Source organism: Nakamurella leprariae (assembly GCF_016918035.1).
GTDB lineage: Bacteria > Actinomycetota > Actinomycetes > Mycobacteriales > Nakamurellaceae > Nakamurella > Nakamurella leprariae.
Genome location: NZ_JAERWK010000023.1, coordinates 16,125 through 33,082, shown reverse-complemented (window position 1 = coordinate 33,082; position 16,958 = coordinate 16,125). Strand labels below are relative to the sequence as shown.

At 73.7% G+C, this 16,958-nt stretch carries 15 protein-coding genes; 9 read left to right on the top strand and 6 right to left on the bottom strand.

Features of this window, described 5'->3' with window-relative positions; genetic code table 11:
- Window positions 1-59 precede the first annotated feature (59 nt).
- Both JL106_RS17195 and JL106_RS17190 read right to left on the bottom strand, forming a co-directional pair.
- Complete coding sequence (locus JL106_RS17195) at window positions 60-1,358, bottom strand: threonine/serine exporter family protein (RefSeq protein WP_205261989.1); 1,299 nt, start codon at window positions 1,356-1,358, stop codon at window positions 60-62.
- Window positions 1,359-1,463: 105 nt separating this feature from the next.
- Window positions 1,464-2,111, bottom strand: coding sequence for a hypothetical protein (locus JL106_RS17190; protein ID WP_236007874.1), 648 nt, complete (start codon window positions 2,109-2,111; stop codon window positions 1,464-1,466).
- A 114-nt stretch (window positions 2,112-2,225) separates the two neighbouring features.
- Between JL106_RS17190 and JL106_RS17185 the strand changes: the two genes are divergently transcribed.
- The 3 genes from JL106_RS17185 to idi all read left to right on the top strand — a co-directional run bounded on the left by JL106_RS17185 (window position 2,226) and on the right by idi (window position 4,594).
- Entirely contained in the window at window positions 2,226-3,329 is a 1,104-nt protein-coding gene (locus JL106_RS17185) for a type III polyketide synthase (RefSeq protein WP_205261988.1), read from the top strand.
- Window positions 3,323-3,907, top strand: coding sequence for an isoprenylcysteine carboxyl methyltransferase family protein (locus JL106_RS17180; RefSeq protein ID WP_236007887.1), 585 nt, complete (start codon window positions 3,323-3,325; stop codon window positions 3,905-3,907). Before JL106_RS17185 ends, JL106_RS17180 begins: the two co-directional genes overlap by 7 nt.
- A gap of 75 nt (window positions 3,908-3,982) precedes the next feature.
- Window positions 3,983-4,594, top strand: coding sequence for an isopentenyl-diphosphate Delta-isomerase (idi, locus tag JL106_RS17175; RefSeq protein WP_328842561.1), 612 nt, complete (start codon window positions 3,983-3,985; stop codon window positions 4,592-4,594).
- A gap of 170 nt (window positions 4,595-4,764) precedes the next feature.
- Here the strand turns inward: idi and JL106_RS17170 are convergent, their stop codons facing one another.
- Window positions 4,765-5,295 carry a GNAT family N-acetyltransferase gene (locus JL106_RS17170; RefSeq protein ID WP_205261986.1) on the bottom strand — a complete coding sequence of 177 codons (531 nt, stop codon included), beginning with the start codon at window positions 5,293-5,295 and terminating at the stop codon, window positions 4,765-4,767.
- Window positions 5,296-5,462: 167 nt separating this feature from the next.
- On the opposite strand from JL106_RS17170, the gene JL106_RS17165 reads away from it, so the two are divergent.
- Window positions 5,463-6,113: a hypothetical protein gene (locus JL106_RS17165; RefSeq protein WP_205261985.1), complete on the top strand. Its 651-nt coding sequence runs from the start codon at window positions 5,463-5,465 to the stop codon at window positions 6,111-6,113.
- A gap of 16 nt (window positions 6,114-6,129) precedes the next feature.
- On the opposite strand, the gene JL106_RS17160 is transcribed toward JL106_RS17165, so the two are convergent.
- Complete coding sequence (locus JL106_RS17160; RefSeq protein WP_328842560.1) at window positions 6,130-7,761, bottom strand: alpha/beta hydrolase; 1,632 nt, start codon at window positions 7,759-7,761, stop codon at window positions 6,130-6,132.
- A 105-nt stretch (window positions 7,762-7,866) separates the two neighbouring features.
- Between JL106_RS17160 and JL106_RS17155 the strand changes: the two genes are divergently transcribed.
- Entirely contained in the window at window positions 7,867-9,033 is a 1,167-nt protein-coding gene (locus JL106_RS17155) for an MBL fold metallo-hydrolase (protein WP_205261983.1), read from the top strand.
- 109 nt (window positions 9,034-9,142) lie between these two features.
- Window positions 9,143-9,676 (top strand): dihydrofolate reductase family protein, encoded by a 534-nt coding sequence (locus tag JL106_RS17150; RefSeq protein ID WP_205261982.1) that lies wholly within the window; start codon window positions 9,143-9,145, stop codon window positions 9,674-9,676.
- 12 nt (window positions 9,677-9,688) lie between these two features.
- On the opposite strand, the gene JL106_RS17145 is transcribed toward JL106_RS17150, so the two are convergent.
- Complete coding sequence (locus JL106_RS17145; protein ID WP_205261981.1) at window positions 9,689-11,728, bottom strand: M13 family metallopeptidase; 2,040 nt, start codon at window positions 11,726-11,728, stop codon at window positions 9,689-9,691.
- Window positions 11,729-12,092: 364 nt separating this feature from the next.
- Between JL106_RS17145 and JL106_RS17140 the strand changes: the two genes are divergently transcribed.
- From JL106_RS17140 to JL106_RS17130, 3 genes are all read left to right on the top strand, one after another.
- A complete protein-coding gene (locus JL106_RS17140) occupies window positions 12,093-14,537 on the top strand; it encodes a HelD family protein (RefSeq protein WP_328842559.1) in 2,445 nt (814 codons plus the stop codon).
- Window positions 14,538-14,622: 85 nt separating this feature from the next.
- Entirely contained in the window at window positions 14,623-14,826 is a 204-nt protein-coding gene (locus JL106_RS17135) for a CopG family transcriptional regulator (RefSeq protein ID WP_407940195.1), read from the top strand.
- Window positions 14,823-15,191, top strand: a complete 369-nt coding sequence (locus JL106_RS17130) for a type II toxin-antitoxin system death-on-curing family toxin (protein ID WP_205261979.1) — start codon at window positions 14,823-14,825, stop codon at window positions 15,189-15,191. The genes JL106_RS17135 and JL106_RS17130 overlap by 4 nt, the downstream gene beginning before the upstream one ends.
- Window positions 15,192-15,216: 25 nt before the next feature.
- Here the strand turns inward: JL106_RS17130 and JL106_RS17125 are convergent, their stop codons facing one another.
- Window positions 15,217-16,941 carry a CocE/NonD family hydrolase gene (locus tag JL106_RS17125; protein WP_205261978.1) on the bottom strand — a complete coding sequence of 575 codons (1,725 nt, stop codon included), beginning with the start codon at window positions 16,939-16,941 and terminating at the stop codon, window positions 15,217-15,219.
- Window positions 16,942-16,958: the final 17 nt, after the last annotated feature.

Below are 16,958 nucleotides of genomic sequence, written 5' to 3'. Positions count from 1 at the left end.
GCCGAATTGCTCGACTTGGTGACGACACGCGCCTGCGATCGGACACGCCAGGCCCGGCATCAGCGTCCGCGGCCCCAGCTCCGGCGCACGGCCAGCAGGTCCCGGGTCAGCGAGGTGCCGACCAGCACGCCCAGCGCGATGGCGAACAGCGAGATGGCCGCGGTCACCAGCTCCTGGGCGCCGACCCCGCCGACGAGCTGGGACACCCCGCGGAAGCCCAGCGCGCCCGGAACGAGCAGCCAGAACGCCGGCAGTTGCAGCACTGCCGTCGGCGGGCTCCAGCGCAGCCGGGACAGCAGCAGGGTCAGCGGCACCATGACGAGCCCGCCCAGGAAGCCGGACAGGTTCGGGGTGAGGACGAACGCCCCCACGGTCTGGGCGGCGTACGCGGCGAGCAGGGTGATCCACAGGAACGGCAGGGAACCCGGCGGCGCCGAGGAGAACACCCGGTAGCCGACGCCGACCAGCAGGACCCCCACCCACGGCGCCCAGGCACCCAGCTGGCGCGCCGAGTCCAGCTCGGGCGCACTGACCAGGGTGAACGCCATGAGCACGCCGAACACCAGCAGCAGCAACTGCGAGATGCCCCAGATCAGCCGGCTGGCCCCGGAGACGATCTGGTCGCGGGCCAGTTCCATGGTGGCCAGGGTCAGGGTGGCGCCGGGCAGGAAGCTGACCAACGGTGGGGTGAGCAGCCGCAGCGGGTCGTCCCCCACCCACGGTGCGAGCACGCCGATGGACAACAGGCTGACCAGGAACGCGGCCACCACCGGCAGCGCCGTGGACAGGGTCGGCCAGCGCAGGGCCAGCAGCCGCAGCGCCCCGACGAACGCACCCAGCACCAGGTAGGCCGGCAGCGCCGCGACGTCCGGGTTCAGTACCAGCCCGAACCCCAGGCACAGCACGGTGTGGCCGAGCACGGTGGACAGCACGCCGAACCGGGGCGGCGACCGCAGGATCGCCTGCAGCCGCTCCAGCCCGTCGCGGGCCGGGATCGAGGCGGTGCGCAGCTGGGTCAGGAGCTCCTCGACGGCGGCGATCTGGTCCAGCCGCAGGGTGCGCGCCGGTGCGGACACCAGATCGAGTTCCTGCCGGCCCAGCCGGAACAGGATGCCGGTGGGCAGCACCAGCACCTGCAGGTCGACGTCGTACGCGGCCGCGACCGACTCGAGGGTGCCGGCGATGTCCTGCACCGACTCGGAGCTGTTCAACAGGGCCAGCCCCAGCGCACGCAGCAACGCGACGAGTTCCGGGGACGGCTCCGTCCGGTGCAACTCCAGGCGCGGCAGCGGCTGGGTGTCCTCCGGGCCGAGGGCGCGCAGCGTCTTGCGGACCTGCCGGGACACCCGGGCCCGCATCGGCTGCCGATCCCCGGGCGCTCTCCCGTCCCGCCCGTCCTGCTGCCCCGGCTGCTCGTCCGACGGTTCCCCCGACCGCTCTCCCGACATGGCCGCGGACCGGTCCTACAGGGCGACCGTCGTCAGCACCCGGGTCAGCCCGGGTTCGGCCGGGGTGGATCCGAACCCGAACCGGACGGCCGGCTCGACCGGCCGCAGCTCACCCAGGTCCTGGCCGTCGAACTCGGCGGTGAGGTCGGTGATGCGGTGCAGGTCCAGCGCCGAGTACCACTCGCGCCGTCCCCCGGAGGTCTCGCCGCGGGTGCGCACCCCGTGCATGGTCAGCCGGGCGACCGGGTCGATCACCGTGGTCCAGGCCCGGGTCCGGGCCACCGAGCGCGGCACCGCACTGAGCAACCAGCCCAACCCCGGACGGCCCTGGACGCGGAAGGTCACGGCCAGGTCCGGCGCGACGACGCCCCACCGGTCACCTTCCAGGCCGCGACGCACCGGCGTCACCCGGACCTCGTCGAACGCGTAGGTGGCGGCGATGAAGTCGGCCAGCTCCTGCGTCGGGGCCAGCAGGATGCGGTGCCCGTCGGCCCGCTCGACCATGACGTCGGTGACCGGCCCGAACGGCGAGCGCGGCCACATCCCGATCACCAGCCGAGTGCCCGAGGCGGTGCCGATGCCGGCGATCGCGCCGTCGAACCGGACCAGCCGACGCCGTCCCGGCCGGCCGGTGGGCTCGGCAGGAGGCTGCGGATCCGGCATGGCCAGCACGGTAGGCCCTGCTGGCGACCACGGGCCAGCCGGGTCGCCCGGGGACCCACCGGAGGGGGCGGCAGCACCCGGACCGGGCACCGGCCCGGCCGTAGGGTGGCCGACATGACCACCCTCGCCGCGGTGCACGCGGTGGTGCCGGAGCACCGCTATCCGCAGGACGAGATCACCCGGGCGTTCGCCGAGGTCGTGCTGGGTCCCAGCGGCGCGAGCAGCCCCGACGGCGACGGCGGCACCGCACCCGTCACCCTGGCCGCGCTGCAGCGGCTGCACGCCAACACCCGGGTCGAGCACCGTCATCTGGCGTTCCCGCTGTCGCGGTACCGCGAGCTCACCGACTTCACCGACGCCAACGGCCTGTTCCTGCAGGCCGCACCGGAGCTGGCCACTGCGGCGGTGACCAAGGCGCTGGCCCAGGCCGGCGTCCCGGCCGAGCACGTCGACCTCGTCCTGTCGACCACCACCACCGGGCTGGCCGTCCCGTCGCTGGACGCCCTCATCGCCGGCCGGGTCGGCTTCCGGCCCGACCTCAAGCGGATGCCGCTGTTCGGGCTCGGCTGCGTGGCCGGCGCCGCCGGCGTGGCCCGGATGCACGACTACCTCCTCGGCCATCCCGACCAGGTCGCGGTCCTCGTCGCGGTGGAGCTGTGCTCGCTGACCCTGCAGCGGGACGACCGGTCGATGGCGAATCTCGTCGCCAGCGGGCTGTTCGGGGACGGCGCCGCCGCGGTCGTCGCGGTGGGCGCCGAGTACGCCCACCGGCACGGCATCGCCGGCCCGACGGTGGTGGACACCCGGAGCCACCTCTACCCGGACACCCAGCACGTGATGGGCTGGGACCTGGGCACGCACGGCCTGCGGGTGGTGCTGGACGCCGGCGTCCCGGCGCTGACCCGGCAGTACCTCGGCCCGGACATCCGCGGGCTGCTGGACGAGCACGACCTGACCGTCGACGAGGTCACCGGCTGGGTCAGCCATCCGGGTGGGCCCAAGGTGATCGAGGCCATCCAGGACGTGCTGGCGTTGCCGCCGGCAGCGTTGGAGCCGACCTGGCGATCGCTGGCCGACGTCGGCAACCTGTCCTCGGTGTCGGTGCTGCACGTGCTGGAGGACACGCTGACCCGGCGACGTCCCCGCGCCGGCACGCCCGGCGTGATGATGGCCCTCGGGCCAGGGTTCGGCGCCGAGGTGGTGCTGCTGTGCTGGTGAGCCAGACCGGCTGGGCCGCACCGTTGATCGACACGCACGCGCGGTACGTCCCGTACATCCTGCTGCTGGTCGCGGTGGCCGGTGAACGCGTCGTCGAACTCGTGGTGGCCCGGCGCAACTCGGCCTGGGCGGCCCGGCGCGGCGGGGTGGAGACCGGCCAGGGCCACTATCCGTTCATGGTGGTGCTGCACACCGGTCTGCTGCTGGGCGCGCTGCTCGAGGTGACGATCCTGCACCGGCCGTTCCTGCCGTGGCTCGGATGGCCGATGCTGGCGTTGGTCGTGGCCGCCCAGGCGTTGCGCTGGTGGTGCATCCTCACGCTCGGCCCGCGCTGGAACACCAGGATCGTGGTGGTGCCCGGGCTGCCACCCATCACCCGCGGCCCGTACCGCTGGCTCCGGCACCCGAACTACGTGGCCGTGGTGGTCGAGGGGATCGCGCTGCCCCTGGTGCACACCGCGTGGTGGACGGCCGTGGTGTTCACCGTGCTGAACGCCGGGCTGCTGACGGTGCGGATCCGGCAGGAGGAGGCCGCGATGGCCCGGGCCGCCGGACTGCCCGGCCTCCGCGCCCCGTGACCGCCCGATGAGCCACCGCCACCCAGCGCCGACGGCATGCCAGCAACGACCACGAGGAACAGGAGCGTCCCAACGGTGAGTGGTGTCGAACAGGTCGTGCTGCTGGACGAGGACGGCGCGGCCGTCGGGACGGCCGACAAGTCCGGGGTGCACGGCCCGGACACCCCGCTGCACCTGGCCTTCTCCTGCTACCTGTTCGACGCCGACGGCCGGCTGCTGGTGACCCGGCGGGCGTTCGGCAAGACGACCTGGCCGGGGGTGCGCACCAACACCTGCTGCGGGCACCCCGGTCCGGGCGAGCCGATCGATGCGGCCGTGCACCGGCGGCTCGCCTCCGAACTCGGCGTCCACGGGGTCACGCTCGAGCTGGTGCTCCCCCGGTTCCGGTACCGCGCGGTGATGGCCGACGGCACCGTCGAGCACGAGCTGTGCCCGGTGTTCCGCGGCGTGCTGACCGGGCCGGTCGCGGTCCCGGAGCCCGATCCGACCGAGGTGGCCGAGTGCTGGTGGCAGCCGTGGGCCGAGTTCGTGGCCGCCGCCGACCCGCGCGGCGACGGGGCGGCCGACCCGTTGTCCCCGTGGGGTCAGGTGCAGGTGGCCGAGCTGACCGCGCTGGGTCCGGACCCGCTGCACTGGCCGGTGGGCGACGCGGCGGCGCTGCCGCCGGCGGCCCGGCTGGCGGTCTGAGACGGCTCGTCGCCGTCGCAACCTGCAGGTCTGTCCAACGGCGTCCGGGAGCTGTCGCTCGTCCGCCGATGAACTGCGCGCTGCCCGATGCGGCGAACGCCCACTGGCAGCTCGAGGCACGCAGGACCACCGGGAGTTGCGGCGGCACCCGTGATCTCGGACCGAGACGATCACTCCAGGCCGTCGAAGGCCGGCGCGTACCGGAACGGCCCGGCCAGCGCGTCGGTCCAGGCACTGAGCGTCCGCACCTGGAAGTGGTCGCCCCAGGCCGGGTCCGGCGACACCACCCCGACGGCGGACGCCGGCCGGAATCCGAACCGGGCGTACCAGCGCTGGTCGCCGAGCAGCACCACCGCGGGTTCGCCGAGCGCGTCGGCGGCGCCCAGCACCGCGTGCAGGAGCGCGGACCCGACGCCGCCGTGCTGCCGGTCGGGTCGCACCGCGACCGGTCCCAGACCCACCGCCGGGCGGCCGGCGATCGTCCCCCGGGACGCGGTGACCTGGCCGATGACCTGCGCACCGGCGTCGGAAGGATCCACCGCGACCAGCGTCATCGCCGCCAGCAGCGAGCCCTCGGCTCGCAGCGCGCCGATCAGCGCGACCTCGACCGGAGGGCCGGATCCCGCCGGCAGCGCGAACGCCGCACCGGTCACGGCGGCGACCTCGTCGTGGTCGTCGGGGCGTTCACGGCGGATGAGCACACCGGGCAGCCTGCCGGGTCGATGCGCTCGCGGCCAACCTGTTTCCGGGGATGGCCCGGGAACTCCGCCGTTCCGTCCGGCCGTTGCCCGGTGGATGCTGGCCGCACCCCGTCCCCGACGGCAGGTGGGCGTCGGCCGAGTCCCCACAACGCTCCGGGAGCTGACCCATGACCGGTCCTGACGCCCCGGCGGCATCCCAACCTCGGCGCCGCGGGTCCGCATTCGCCCGGCTGGTCTCCCTGCCGGGTGCCCTGGTCTCCGGGACGCTGTCGACGGTGGCCAGCGTCCCAGCCGCCGTCGGGTCCGCGGCCGAGGCGACAGCCGAGGGCGTGACCAAGGTCGCCGGCGCCGTGCTGGCCGTCCCGCGGGAGGTGCTCGATCTGGTGCCGCGCGTGCTGGAGATCCTGGAGCGGATCGAGGCGTTGCTGCGGCACGTCGACGACCAGGTGGCGTCGGTCCGGACGGTGGTGATCGAGGCCGGCGACGCGGTGCGGGCGGCCACGGTCGCCGTCGACCGGACCGCCGTCCTGGTGCAGACGCTCGATCCGCACCTGCGCGCGATGACCCCGGTCGTGCAGCAGCTGGCCGGCTCGCTGACCCCGGCGCACGTCGTGGCCATCGCCCGGGCCCTCGACGTGTTGCCGGAGCTGACCGAGCTGTCCGTGCCGGCCGTCCGCAACCTGGTGGAACTGATCCCCGAGCTGGACGAGCTCATCGAGCACCTCGACGCCGTGGGCACCATCGTGCAGGGTCTGCCCGGCGCGCAGCTGCTGCTGCGCCGCGGCGCCAGCGCCCGCGCGGAGGCCGCCGACGACTGATCCTCCATGGCGCCGGTCAGTCGCTGAGCAGCTTCCGCAGCTGCTCGGCCCGCGCAGCGGTCCACCCGGGTGGCTGCAGCACCTGTGCCCAGCCGTCGACGTACTCCCGGGTGAACGTGTGGCCGTGGCCGTCCGGTGTCTCGACGAACTCGGCCAGGTCCAGGGTGACCTGCCAGAAGGTGACGAGCGGGATCCAGACCATGGCGTCCGAGACGTCCCGCCCGCGCGGCTCGGCCAGCCAGTCCGGACGTCGCCACAGCAGCTCCGGACTCCACCAGGTGATCGGGTCGGACGGGTGCAGCAGGTACAGCACGCGGCTGTCCGGCCAGGGGCGGTCAGCCGGCGCGGCCGGGGCCGAGGGGAGGTCGGAGAACCGCACGGTCCGGCCGTCCCGGAACACCGGGCTGATCTCGGGGCTGCCCGCGTCACGGTGATCGGTGAACTCGCGGTACAGGACGTTGAAGTTCGGTGGGCCGGCGAAGAGGCCGCCGGCGGTCCGGTTGTGCAGGTCGCGCTCACCACTGAAGGCGGCCTCCAGGGAGAACGAGCCCAGGCTCTCCCCGAAGACGAACAGCCGGGGACGGTCGTCCGCCGGGCGGGCCAGCCAGCGTTCGGAGACGGCGTCGAACAGCGCCCGGCCCGCGATCCGGGCCCGGTCCTGGTCGGCCATCAGCGACAGCGCGGACGGCAGGTGCGAGTACTGGATGGCCACCGCCGCCGAATCGCCGCCCGTCTCGTACTCGAAGGCGGTCAGCGCCCCCGGGTCCACCCATCCCGTTCCGGTGGTCCCGGCGACCAGCAGGTACCCGCGGTCGAAGCCACCGGCCCGCTCCAGGTCCTCGACGGCCAGCCGGGCGCGGTCCTCGACGTCCGCGGCCGAGTCGACGCCGGCGTAGGCCCGCACCGGGGTCGGCGCGCTCGCGCCGGTGAACGCGGCGATCTCGTCGGCCGTCGGGCCCCGGCCGACGAAGTTGCGGCCCTGCATGCCCAGCGAGTCCCACGGCACCCGGGAGCCGGGCCCACCCGAGCGTTCCGGCGTGGTCGGCCGACTGGCGGTCGCCCCGGTGGTCGCGTCCAGCGCGGCGAAGCTCCGATCGGCCAGGCGCAGCATGCCGTTCCACAGCACACCGCTGAGCAGCAGGACGGTCATCGCGGCGGCGACGAGCGCGCCGACGGCGCGGGCGGCCGTCCCGCCGATCCGTCCGGTCAGCGCCCGGGCCAGCCGACGGAAGACCCACCGCACACCGCGGGCGGCCGCCAGCAGCCCGACGAACACCAGCACCGCCCCGACCGGGAACAGCAGGTGACCGAGCACGGCCTCGCCGGGCAGCCCGAACAGGCCGCGCACGGTGGACTGCCACCACAGCCCCAGCCCGTACGACACGACCAGCAGCAGCCCACCGCCGATGACGAGGCGCCGCCACGACCGGGGCGTGGGCCGCCGCGCAGGCCGCTCGGCCAGCGCCCGCCACACCCAGGCGCCGGTGACCCCCAGCGCGTACCCGAGGGCGGCGGTCAGACCGAAGGCCACGCCCTGGAACAGGGCCGGTCGGGGCAGCAGGGACGGGGTGAACGACAGACACCCGATCACCAGCGCCGTCCAGGCACCGGGCAGCGTGCACGGCCGCCATCCCCAGGACGTCGTCACCGGCGGACCATATCCACTCCACCGGGCGGCCCGCCGGTCCGTGCCGCGCTCCGCCCTCCGTGAACGGCGCACGGCCGGACCGATCACCGCTGGCATCATCGACCGATGGCTCGCATCTCCATCGGGCGTGGTCGCGCTCGCCGGTCCCTGCCCGTCCGCCCCACCACGGTGATCGGCACCGCCGCCGGTGCGGTGGGCGCCACGGTCGGCGCGGTGTGGCTGCGCCAGGCCCTGCGGGGGCTGCCGCTGGCCATGGGCGCGTCCTCCCGGCGCATCGCCCGGGCCGCGGCCGACGCCCCGCAGTTCGCCGACGGCCAGTTCCGGAACACCATCCCGACCAGGACCCTCGAGCCGGGCACCGTGCTGGACATGAGCCGGGCCATGGCCGAGCGCGGGGACCGCGGCAAGCCGGCTCGCTCCATCCCGGTGGCCACGCCCGAGATACCGGCTCAGGCCGGTGATCTCGCGGCGACCTGGTTCGGGCACGCCAGCGTGCTGCTGGAGCTGGACGGCGCGCGACTGCTGCTCGATCCGGTGTGGGGCGAGCGGGTGTCGCCCTCACCGCTGGTCGGTCCGGCCCGGATGCACCCGGTCCCCATGCCGCTGGCCGACCTGCCGCCGGTCGACGCGATCGTCATCTCGCACGACCACTACGACCACCTGGACCTGCCGACGGTCCGCACGCTGCTGCGCACCCAGCGCGCGCCGTTCCTGGTGCCGCGCGGCGTCGGCGAGCACCTGCGTCGCTGGCGGGTACCGGAGGACCGGATCGTCGAGCTGGACTGGGACGGGACGGTCGAGGTCGCCGGCATCACCGCGACGTGCACCGAGTCACGCCACTTCTCGGGACGCGGCTTCAAGCGGAACACCAGCCTGTGGAGCTCGTGGACGTTCACCGGCCCGCGGCACCGGGTGTTCTTCGGTGGCGACACCGGGTACACCCCGGCGTTCGCCGAGGTCGGGCAGCGCCTCGGCCCGTTCGACCTGACCATCCTGCCCATCGGTGCGTACGGCCCGTCCTGGCCGCACATCCACCTCGATCCGGAGGAGGCGGTCAAGGTCCATCTGGATCTGGGCGGGGACGCCGTCATGCTGCCCATCCACTGGGCCACCTTCGACCTGGCCCTGCACGCCTGGGGCGAGCCGATCGAGCGGCTGCTGGCCGCGGCCGGCGCCGGGATCACCGTGGTGACGCCGCGGCCGGGTGCCCGGGTCGATCTCAGTGAGGGTGCGCCGTCGCCGGACCCGTGGTGGGTGCCGGTCGCCGGCTGACCTGCGGCTCGCCCGACGGTGGCGGCGATGCATTCTGTCCAGTGGCAGCGTCTGCCCCGGGAACGCCCGGGTCGCGGGCCTCACCGGGCACGGGGAAGGACCACCGATCATGCTGTTCTCCTCGGCGACCATGTCGCTGGACGGCTACATCGCCGGCGTCGGCGGCGACATGTCCTGGCTCAGCCGCTTCGTCACCGGTGCGCCCGACCCGGTCGCGGACGCGTTGATGGCCCGCAGCGGCAGCCTGCTCATCGGCAACCGGACCTTCGGCGGCGACGACCCCAACGCCGGCACCGACGCCGAGGGAGCGTTCGGTGGGCAGTGGTCGGGGGTCAGCGTGGTGCTGACCCATCACCCGAAGACCGACACCCCGGACGTCCGCTACGTCGGCGACCTGACCACCGCGGTCGAGACCGCCCGCACCGCCGCCGGCGACCGGGACGTCAACATCCTGGGCGCCGACGTCGCCCGGCAGTGCCTGCAGGCCGGGCTGCTCGAGGAGATCTGGGTGTCCGTGGCGCCGATCCTGCTGGGCGACGGGGTGCCGTTGTTCCGCCTGGCCGGCGGCACCCGGGTCGACCTGCAGCCGATCGCCGTGACGACCGAGCCGATGCCCTGGTTCGGCTACCGCGTGGTCCGCTGACCGTCGACCGGCTCACCAGATCCGAACGCGCTCCTGCGGATCCAGCCACATCCCGTCACCCGGCTGCACCTCGAACGCCCGGTGGAACTCGTCGAGGTTGCGCACCACCTGGTTGCAACGGAACTCAGCCGGCGAGTGCGGGTCGATGGCCAGGTACTGCTGCAGCTGCTCGTCGCGGATCTTGGACTGCCACACCCGCGCCCAGGCGGCGAAGAAGGCCTGCACACCCTTCGCCGGATCACCCCCGGCGGTTCCGGCCAGCGTCAGTGCCTGCAACGCGATGCCGAGACCGCCCAGGTCGCCGATGTTCTCGCCGACGGTGAGGGCGCCGTTGAGGTGCTGACCGGGGAGCTGCGCCGGTTCCAGGGCCGAGTACTGCTCGATCAGCCGGGCGGTCAGCGCCTGGAACGCCTCCTTGTCGGCGGCGGTCCACCAGTCGTGCAGCGCGCCGCGGCCGTCGTACTTGGCTCCCTGGTCGTCGAAGCCGTGGCCGATCTCGTGCCCGATCACCGCGCCGATGGCGCCGTAGTTGGCCGCGTCCGACCCGTCGACGTCGAAGAACGGCGGCCGCAGGATCGCGGCCGGGAACACGATCTCGTTCATGCCCGGGTTGTAGTAGGCGTTCACGGTCTGCGGGGTCATGAACCACTCGTCGCGGTCGACCGGGGCGCCGATCTTGGCCAGGTCCCGATCCCACTCGAAGGCCGCCGCGCGGGCGGCGTTGCCCAGCAGGTCGTCCGGGTCGAAGACCAGGCCGGTGTAGTCCCGCCAACGGACCGGGTACCCGACCTTCGGGGTGAAGGCGCCCAACTTGTCCAGCGCCCGGACCTTGGTCTCCTCGCTCATCCACGGCAGCGCGGTGATCGACCGGCGGTAGGCCTGCAGCAGGTGGCCGACCAGGACGTCCATCCGCTCCTTGGCGGTGGGCGGGAAGTGCTCGGCCACGTAGAGCTCGCCGAGCGCCTCGCCCACCGACTGCTCGACCAGGCCGACACCGCGCTTCCAGCGCTCCCGCAGCTGCGGGGTGCCGGACAGGATGCGGCCGTAGAAGTCGAAGTTGGCCTGCACCAGCTCGTCCGGGCCGAGCGGGGCCATCGCGTGCACGGCCTTCCAGGTCAACCAGTCCCGCCACTGCTCGAGGCGGTCCTCGGTGAGCATGCGGCCCAGTTGCTCGAAGTAGCTGACCTGCCGGACGACGACCTCGTCGAGGACCCGCTGCGAGACACCGGCGCCGATCGCCCAGGCCGTGAGCAGCTCGCGCGACAGCAGTGCGTCGACGTCCTCGCGGTCCCGGCGGTTGTAGGTCTGGTCCTGGTCCCGGGAGCGCACCCGGTCCCAGTGCGCGGCAGCGATCTCCGTCTCCAGGTCGAACACCCGCCCCGCCGCGGCCGCCGGGTCGGGCAGCCCGGCCAGGCCCAGCATCCGCTCCACGTGCTCCCGGTAGGACCCGCGCACCGAGGCGTACCGCTCCTCGCGGTAGTACGACTCGTCCGGCAGACCCAGACCGCCCTGCCAGAAGTTGGTGATGTAGCCCTGCGGGCGGGCGGGGTCGGTGTCGACCTCCAGCCAGAATGCGCCGGGCACGCCCCGCCGGCGCAGCGCGCCCATCTCGGTGACCAGGGACGGGATGTCGTCGATGGCCCCGATGACCTCCGCCTGCTCACGCAGCGGGCGCAGGCCGAGCTCCTCCAACCGCTCGGTGTCCATGAACGAGCGGTACAGCTGCCCGATCAGCTGCGTCGGCGGCAGCGCGGTCGCCGGGCTGCCGATCCCGGACTCCGGCACCGGCACCGCGGCGCACTCCTGGGCAGCCCGCTCGACGATGACCCGGCAGGCCGCCTCGGACTCGTCCCGCAGCCGGTAGAACGCCCCGTCGACGGGGCGGTCCGCGGGGATCTCCGCCTCGCGCAGCCAGGTGCCGTTCACCGCGCGGAACAGGTCGTCCTGGGGCCGGACCGACGAGTCGGCGGCCGGTCCGTGCAGCAGATCACCGGCCGGGTCGGACTGATCGGTCCCGGTGACCGGAACGGCGGACCTGGGCAGGACGGACATGGACACTCCCTCATCGACGAGCGGTCCGGGCGGACGCGGACCAGGCGGACCAGGCGGCCGAACAGGTGGCAGACCCGTCCCGGACCAGTTGGCGGACCAGTTGGCGGACCAGTTGGCGGACCAGTTGGCACGGTACCCAGTCCCCCGTCCGGAGCTGGGAGGGCCGTAGTCCGCGTCACCTGACCGGGCCGGCGGGGGCCCGGCGCGGGTAGAGTGGATCGCTTGCTCCGACCGGTGCGGTCGAGGCCCGGTCCGCCCGTCGGCCCGGTGCTCGACGACGGACCGGTCGGCACCGGCGGCGCCGTTCGCGGCGCCCGCTCTCATCGCAGAACCCGGCGCAACCCGCGCCGCCTCTGGGGGAATCGTGACCGACTTGGCAGCCAGCTCGCCCGGTCCGGCGGCGTCGCGTCCGGCCGAATCCACCGAGCTGTCCCGTAGGGACGCACCCGCCGACCGCAACGGCCATGCCGTCCCGACCGACCTGGCGACCGAACAGCGGTACGTCGCCCGGCTGTACGAGCGTCTGGACACGCTCCGCGTCGAGACCGTGGCATTGCGCGACCGGTACATCCGGGACAGCGACAACACCCCGGGCGGGCGAGTGGAGCGTGACATCGCCTACGCGCGCCACGCGGCATCGCTGGTCGCGCTCACCGCGGCCGAGGACCGGCTCTGCTTCGGCCGGCTCGACTTCACCGACGGGGACCGGGCCTACATCGGCCGGATGGGCATCTTCGACGACCGCGGCGACCACCAGCAGCTGCTGATGGACTGGCGTGCCCCGTCGGCCCGGCCGTTCTACGTGGCCACCGCGGCCGCGCCGCTGGGCGTGCAGCGTCGTCGGCACCTGCGTACCCGCCGGCGGGTCGTCGAGTCCCTGGCCGACGAGTACCTGGACGTCTCCGATCTCGACCAGGCCGACCTGGCCCGGGTGACCGCGGCCGACCCGACGTCCGACGGCCCGCTGCTGGCCGCGTTGAACGCGCCCCGCACCGGACGGATGGGCGACATCGTCGAGACCATCCAGGCGGAGCAGGACCGCATCATCCGGGCCGACCACCGCGGCGTCATGGTGGTGCAGGGTGGGCCGGGCACCGGCAAGACGGTGGTCGCGCTGCACCGGGCGGCCTACCTGCTCTACACCCACCGCGAACAGCTCATGCACCGCGGCGTGCTGGTGGTCGGACCGAACGAGACGTTCCTGCGCTACATCTCGCAGGTGCTGCCGTCGCTCGGCGAGAACGCGGTGGTGCTGACCACGCCGGGGGAGCTGTTCCCCGGAGTCCGGGCGACCGCCCTGGACGACCCGGCCGTGGCCGCGATCAAAGGCCGGACGTCGATGGCGGCCGTGCTGGCCAACGCCGTCCTGGACCGGCAGCGGATGCCCAGGGAGCCGATCACCGTGCCGTTCGGCGGCGCACCCGGTGGCGCGCTGACCGCCGACCGCGCGCTGCTGGAGCGGGCCCAGCAGCGGGCCTGGCACTCCCGGTTGCCGCACAACCAGGCCAGACGGCTGTTCCTGCGCTCCGTGCTGGATCAGTTGCTGCGGCAACTGGTGGAACGGCTGGAGCAGGGCCGGGTCCGGGCCGGCGGTGAGTCCGGTGACCGGCTGGTGTTCACCCAGGACGACCGCGACTCGCTGCGCCGCGAGCTGGCCACCGACCCCGCGGTGGCGGCCGCGTTGTCCCGGGTGTGGCCGGCGCTGTCCCCGCAGCAGGTGCTCAGCGAGCTGTACGCCTCGCCGCGCCGGCTCCGGTTCGCGGCCCCCGACTTCACCGACCGCCAGCGGGCCCTGCTGGAGCGGCCGGTCGCCGAGCACCTGTCGGACACCGTGTGGACGGTGTCCGACGTGCCGTTGCTGGACGAGGCGGCCGAACTGCTCGGCGACGTCCCGGACGCGGCGCGTGGCCAGCAGGACCGCGAGCGGGCCGAGCGCACCGCGTACGCACAGGAGGTGCTCGACCTCATGGACACCTCACCCGACGGCGAGGGCGAGGGGCTGGCCGGGATGCTCGGCATCGTCTCGGCGGCCGACCTGGCCGAGCGACAGGAGGAGCTGGTGTCGCTGACCTCGACCGCCGAGCGCGCCGGCAGCGATCGGGAGTGGACCTTCGGGCACGTCATCGTGGACGAGGCGCAGGAGCTGTCGTCCATGGCCTGGCGGGTGCTGATGCGGCGCAACCCGTTGCGGTCGATGACGCTGGTCGGCGACCTGGCCCAGACCAGCGACCCGGCCGGCGCTGCATCCTGGCAGAAGGTGCTGCGTCCGTACGTGCGGGACCGCTGGCACCTGGAGCCGCTGACGGTGAACTACCGGACGCCCGAGGAGATCATGGCCGTCGCGGCGCGGGTACTGAGCCGGATCGACCCGCGGCTGCAGGCGCCGACCTCGGTCCGCGCCACCGGGGTCCGGCCGTGGCGCCGGGCCGTCACGGACCCGGCCGGGCTGGTGCCGGCCGTGGTGCGAGCGGTCACGGACGAGGCCGAGCAGCTCGGCGAACGGCAATTGGCCGTGCTCGTCCCGGACGACCTGGTGGGTCCGGTACGCCGGGCGCTGGCGACCGCGCTGCCCGCGGCGACCACCGCGCCCGGCACCGATCTGCCGCCGCAGGTGTCGGTGCTGAGCGTGCGGCAGGCCAAGGGCCTGGAGTTCGACGTGGTCGTGGTGGTCGAGCCGGGCCGGATGGTGCAGGCGTCGCAGCGGGGCTGGAACGACCTGTACGTCGCGGTGACCCGGGCCACCCAGCAGCTGGGTGTGGTGCACACCGGGCGGGTGCTGGCCGAGTTGGCGGAGCTGGAGCCGCGCTGACCTCGACGGTCCTGGGCCGCAGTCACTGGTTCCTCGGAGCCGACCAGCCGGACCGAGGGTGGTATCACAGTGATACCGTTGTTGAGTGGCGATGACGTTGCGTCTCACCGACGAACAGGAACGGGCACTCGCACTGCTGGCTGAGGTCGACCAGGTCAGCAAGCAGGAGGCCACCGTGCGAGCGATCATGGAGACCGCAGCCCGCCGTGTGCACAGCGCGCGAGTCCGCGAGCTGTCCGCCGGCGCCCGGGCCCGGTACGCAGATCTGCTGGACCGGCTCGGTCAGTGACCGAGTTCCTCACCACCGAGGACCTGCTCGTCCTGATCGCGGACCTCGGCGTGGGGCCGGTCCGCGATCACGGCCTGCTCGACTCGGCGGCGCACCGCCCGACCACCGTGGTCTTCGGGCAGGACGCGTACCCGTCCATCGACGAGAAGGCCGCCGCCCTGCTCGAATCGATCGTGCGGAACCACGCGCTCGTGGACGGCAACAAGCGCCTCGGCTGGCTCGCTGTGGTGGTCTTCCTCGGCCTGAACGGCATCAGCCTGGACGCGCCGGACGACCCCGCGTACGACCTGGTCATCGCGGTCACCATCGGCGCGAGCACCGTTCCCGAGACCGCAGCCCGGCTGCGTTCCTGGCGCGCGCCCTGATCCCCTGCCACCGACCGGACGGCGGCTACGACGAGCGCGGGATGACCGGCACGAGCAGCTGGGACGGGTGCTCCGGTCCCCAGTGCAGCGTCACGGCCACCCGCGGACCGGTCTCGTAGTTGGCCGGCAGCCCACCGGTGAGCGGGTTCCGCGGCGACAGCCAGCGACCGGCGACGACCAGCCGCAGCTGGTCCCCGGCCCGGAACAGCGTCGCGGACGGCCCGAGCGCCACGTCCACCGGGACGATCTGTCCGGCGCGGACGGGTTCCGGCCGGTCGAACGTCGGCATCGGCTCGAACGGCCGGGACGCAGCCTCGTCCAGCCTCCGCAGCGACACGCGCTGCCAGCCGGTGGTGACCCGGTCGTGCCCGAAGCCGTACGAGCCCTCGTAGCCGACGAACCTGCCGCGGCGCCACTGCTCCACCCCGACGAACAGCCGGGCGTCCAGCGACCCGACGCCCGGTGCACCCGCCGGGTCCTGCAGCGAGACGAACAGCCGGGCCGCCATCGGCCCGGTCAGCTCGGTGTCCTGCGGGACCGTCCAGCCCACCCCGAACCCACCGGTGCGGCTGTCGAAGTCGACGGCGCCGGACTGCGCGGCGGGGGTGCTGGTCAGCCCGGTCGTCGTCACGTGCAGCGGCGTCCAGGCCGTGCGGGCCAGCGGCCACTCCTGCTCGTCCCGGATCTCGACCACCCGGTTGCCCCGGTCGCGGATCTCCAGCCGGACCGGCGGCAACGGTGCGCCCGACTGGTCCTTGAGGTGCCGGTCCAGGAAGCGCAGCTGCGCGGCCTGGGCCTCGGACGAGTAGAACGCCGACCACTTGCCGGTGCGGTGCGTCCACAGGTGCCGCTCGGTCGAGCTGATCTGCTCGAACGCCCGGATGGAGCCGCGGCTGTGCAGGTTGTTGTCCGAGAAGCTGCCGCAGATCAGCGCCGGTACCTCGATCGCGGCCAGGTCGGGCACCTTCGACCGCCAGTACTCGTCCAGGAGCGGCCGCCGCTTGGTCTCCTCGTCGAGGCGGTCGGCCAGCCGGACCCGGCGCAGCACCCGGCCCCACAGCACGATGAACCCGCGTTCGCGGACGCCGCCCGGGTGCCCGAGGTCACGGTAGGCGTCGGTCAGGCCCTCCCACGGCACGATGGCCCTCAGGTGCTCGGGGTGCAGACCGGCGGCCTTCCACTGCGAGATGGCCAGGTAGGAGACGCCCAGCATGCCGACCGACCCGGTGCTCCAGTCCCGGGTCCCGGCCCAGTCGATCAGGTCGGCCACGTCGCGGGCCTCCAGGTCGGACAGCAGCGAGCCGGTGCCCTCGGAGGTGCCCGCCCCGCGCAGGTCGGCGTTCACCAGTGCGTACCCGCGGGCGGTCCAGCGGGCCGGATCGGGTGACTCCCAGGTGGTCAGGGCGGAGAAGGCGACCGGGCCGGCCTGACGCAGGATCCGGTACTGGAAGTCGACCTTCATCCGGCCCCGGCGGGTCCGGGTCGGCCACGTGTCCTTGCCGTACGGGTGCGCGCAGAGGATGACCGGGAACGGCCCCGGACCAGCGGGCAGGAAGACGTTCGCCCGCAGCACCGTGCCGTCCCGGGTGGGGACGGGGACGTCCCGGTGCACGACGAGGCTGCCGGGATCGGGTTCGGTGACGGTCACCGGCGGGCGCAGTGCACCGCGGATCCGGGTGAGCGCGTACCCGAACCGGCCCGGGCGACGCCACGGCCGGTCGGGATGCGGGGCGTCGGCGACTACCGGCATGGGAGCTCCTCGCGGGT

What these genes read in the sequence shown, in the direction of transcription:
- JL106_RS17185 (WP_205261988.1), top strand. Translation starts at nt 2,226, where the DNA reads ATGACCACCCTCGCCGCGGTGCACGCGGTGGTGCCGGAGCACCGCTAT.
- JL106_RS17195 (WP_205261989.1), bottom strand. Translation starts at nt 1,358, where the DNA reads ATGCGGGCCCGGGTGTCCCGGCAGGTCCGCAAGACGCTGCGCGCCCTC.
- JL106_RS17155 (WP_205261983.1), top strand. Translation starts at nt 7,867, where the DNA reads ATGGCTCGCATCTCCATCGGGCGTGGTCGCGCTCGCCGGTCCCTGCCC.
- JL106_RS17190 (WP_236007874.1), bottom strand. Translation starts at nt 2,111, where the DNA reads ATGCCGGATCCGCAGCCTCCTGCCGAGCCCACCGGCCGGCCGGGACGG.
- JL106_RS17145 (WP_205261981.1), bottom strand. Translation starts at nt 11,728, where the DNA reads ATGTCCGTCCTGCCCAGGTCCGCCGTTCCGGTCACCGGGACCGATCAG.
- JL106_RS17150 (WP_205261982.1), top strand. Translation starts at nt 9,143, where the DNA reads ATGCTGTTCTCCTCGGCGACCATGTCGCTGGACGGCTACATCGCCGGC.
- JL106_RS17125 (WP_205261978.1), bottom strand. Translation starts at nt 16,941, where the DNA reads ATGCCGGTAGTCGCCGACGCCCCGCATCCCGACCGGCCGTGGCGTCGC.
- JL106_RS17165 (WP_205261985.1), top strand. Translation starts at nt 5,463, where the DNA reads ATGACCGGTCCTGACGCCCCGGCGGCATCCCAACCTCGGCGCCGCGGG.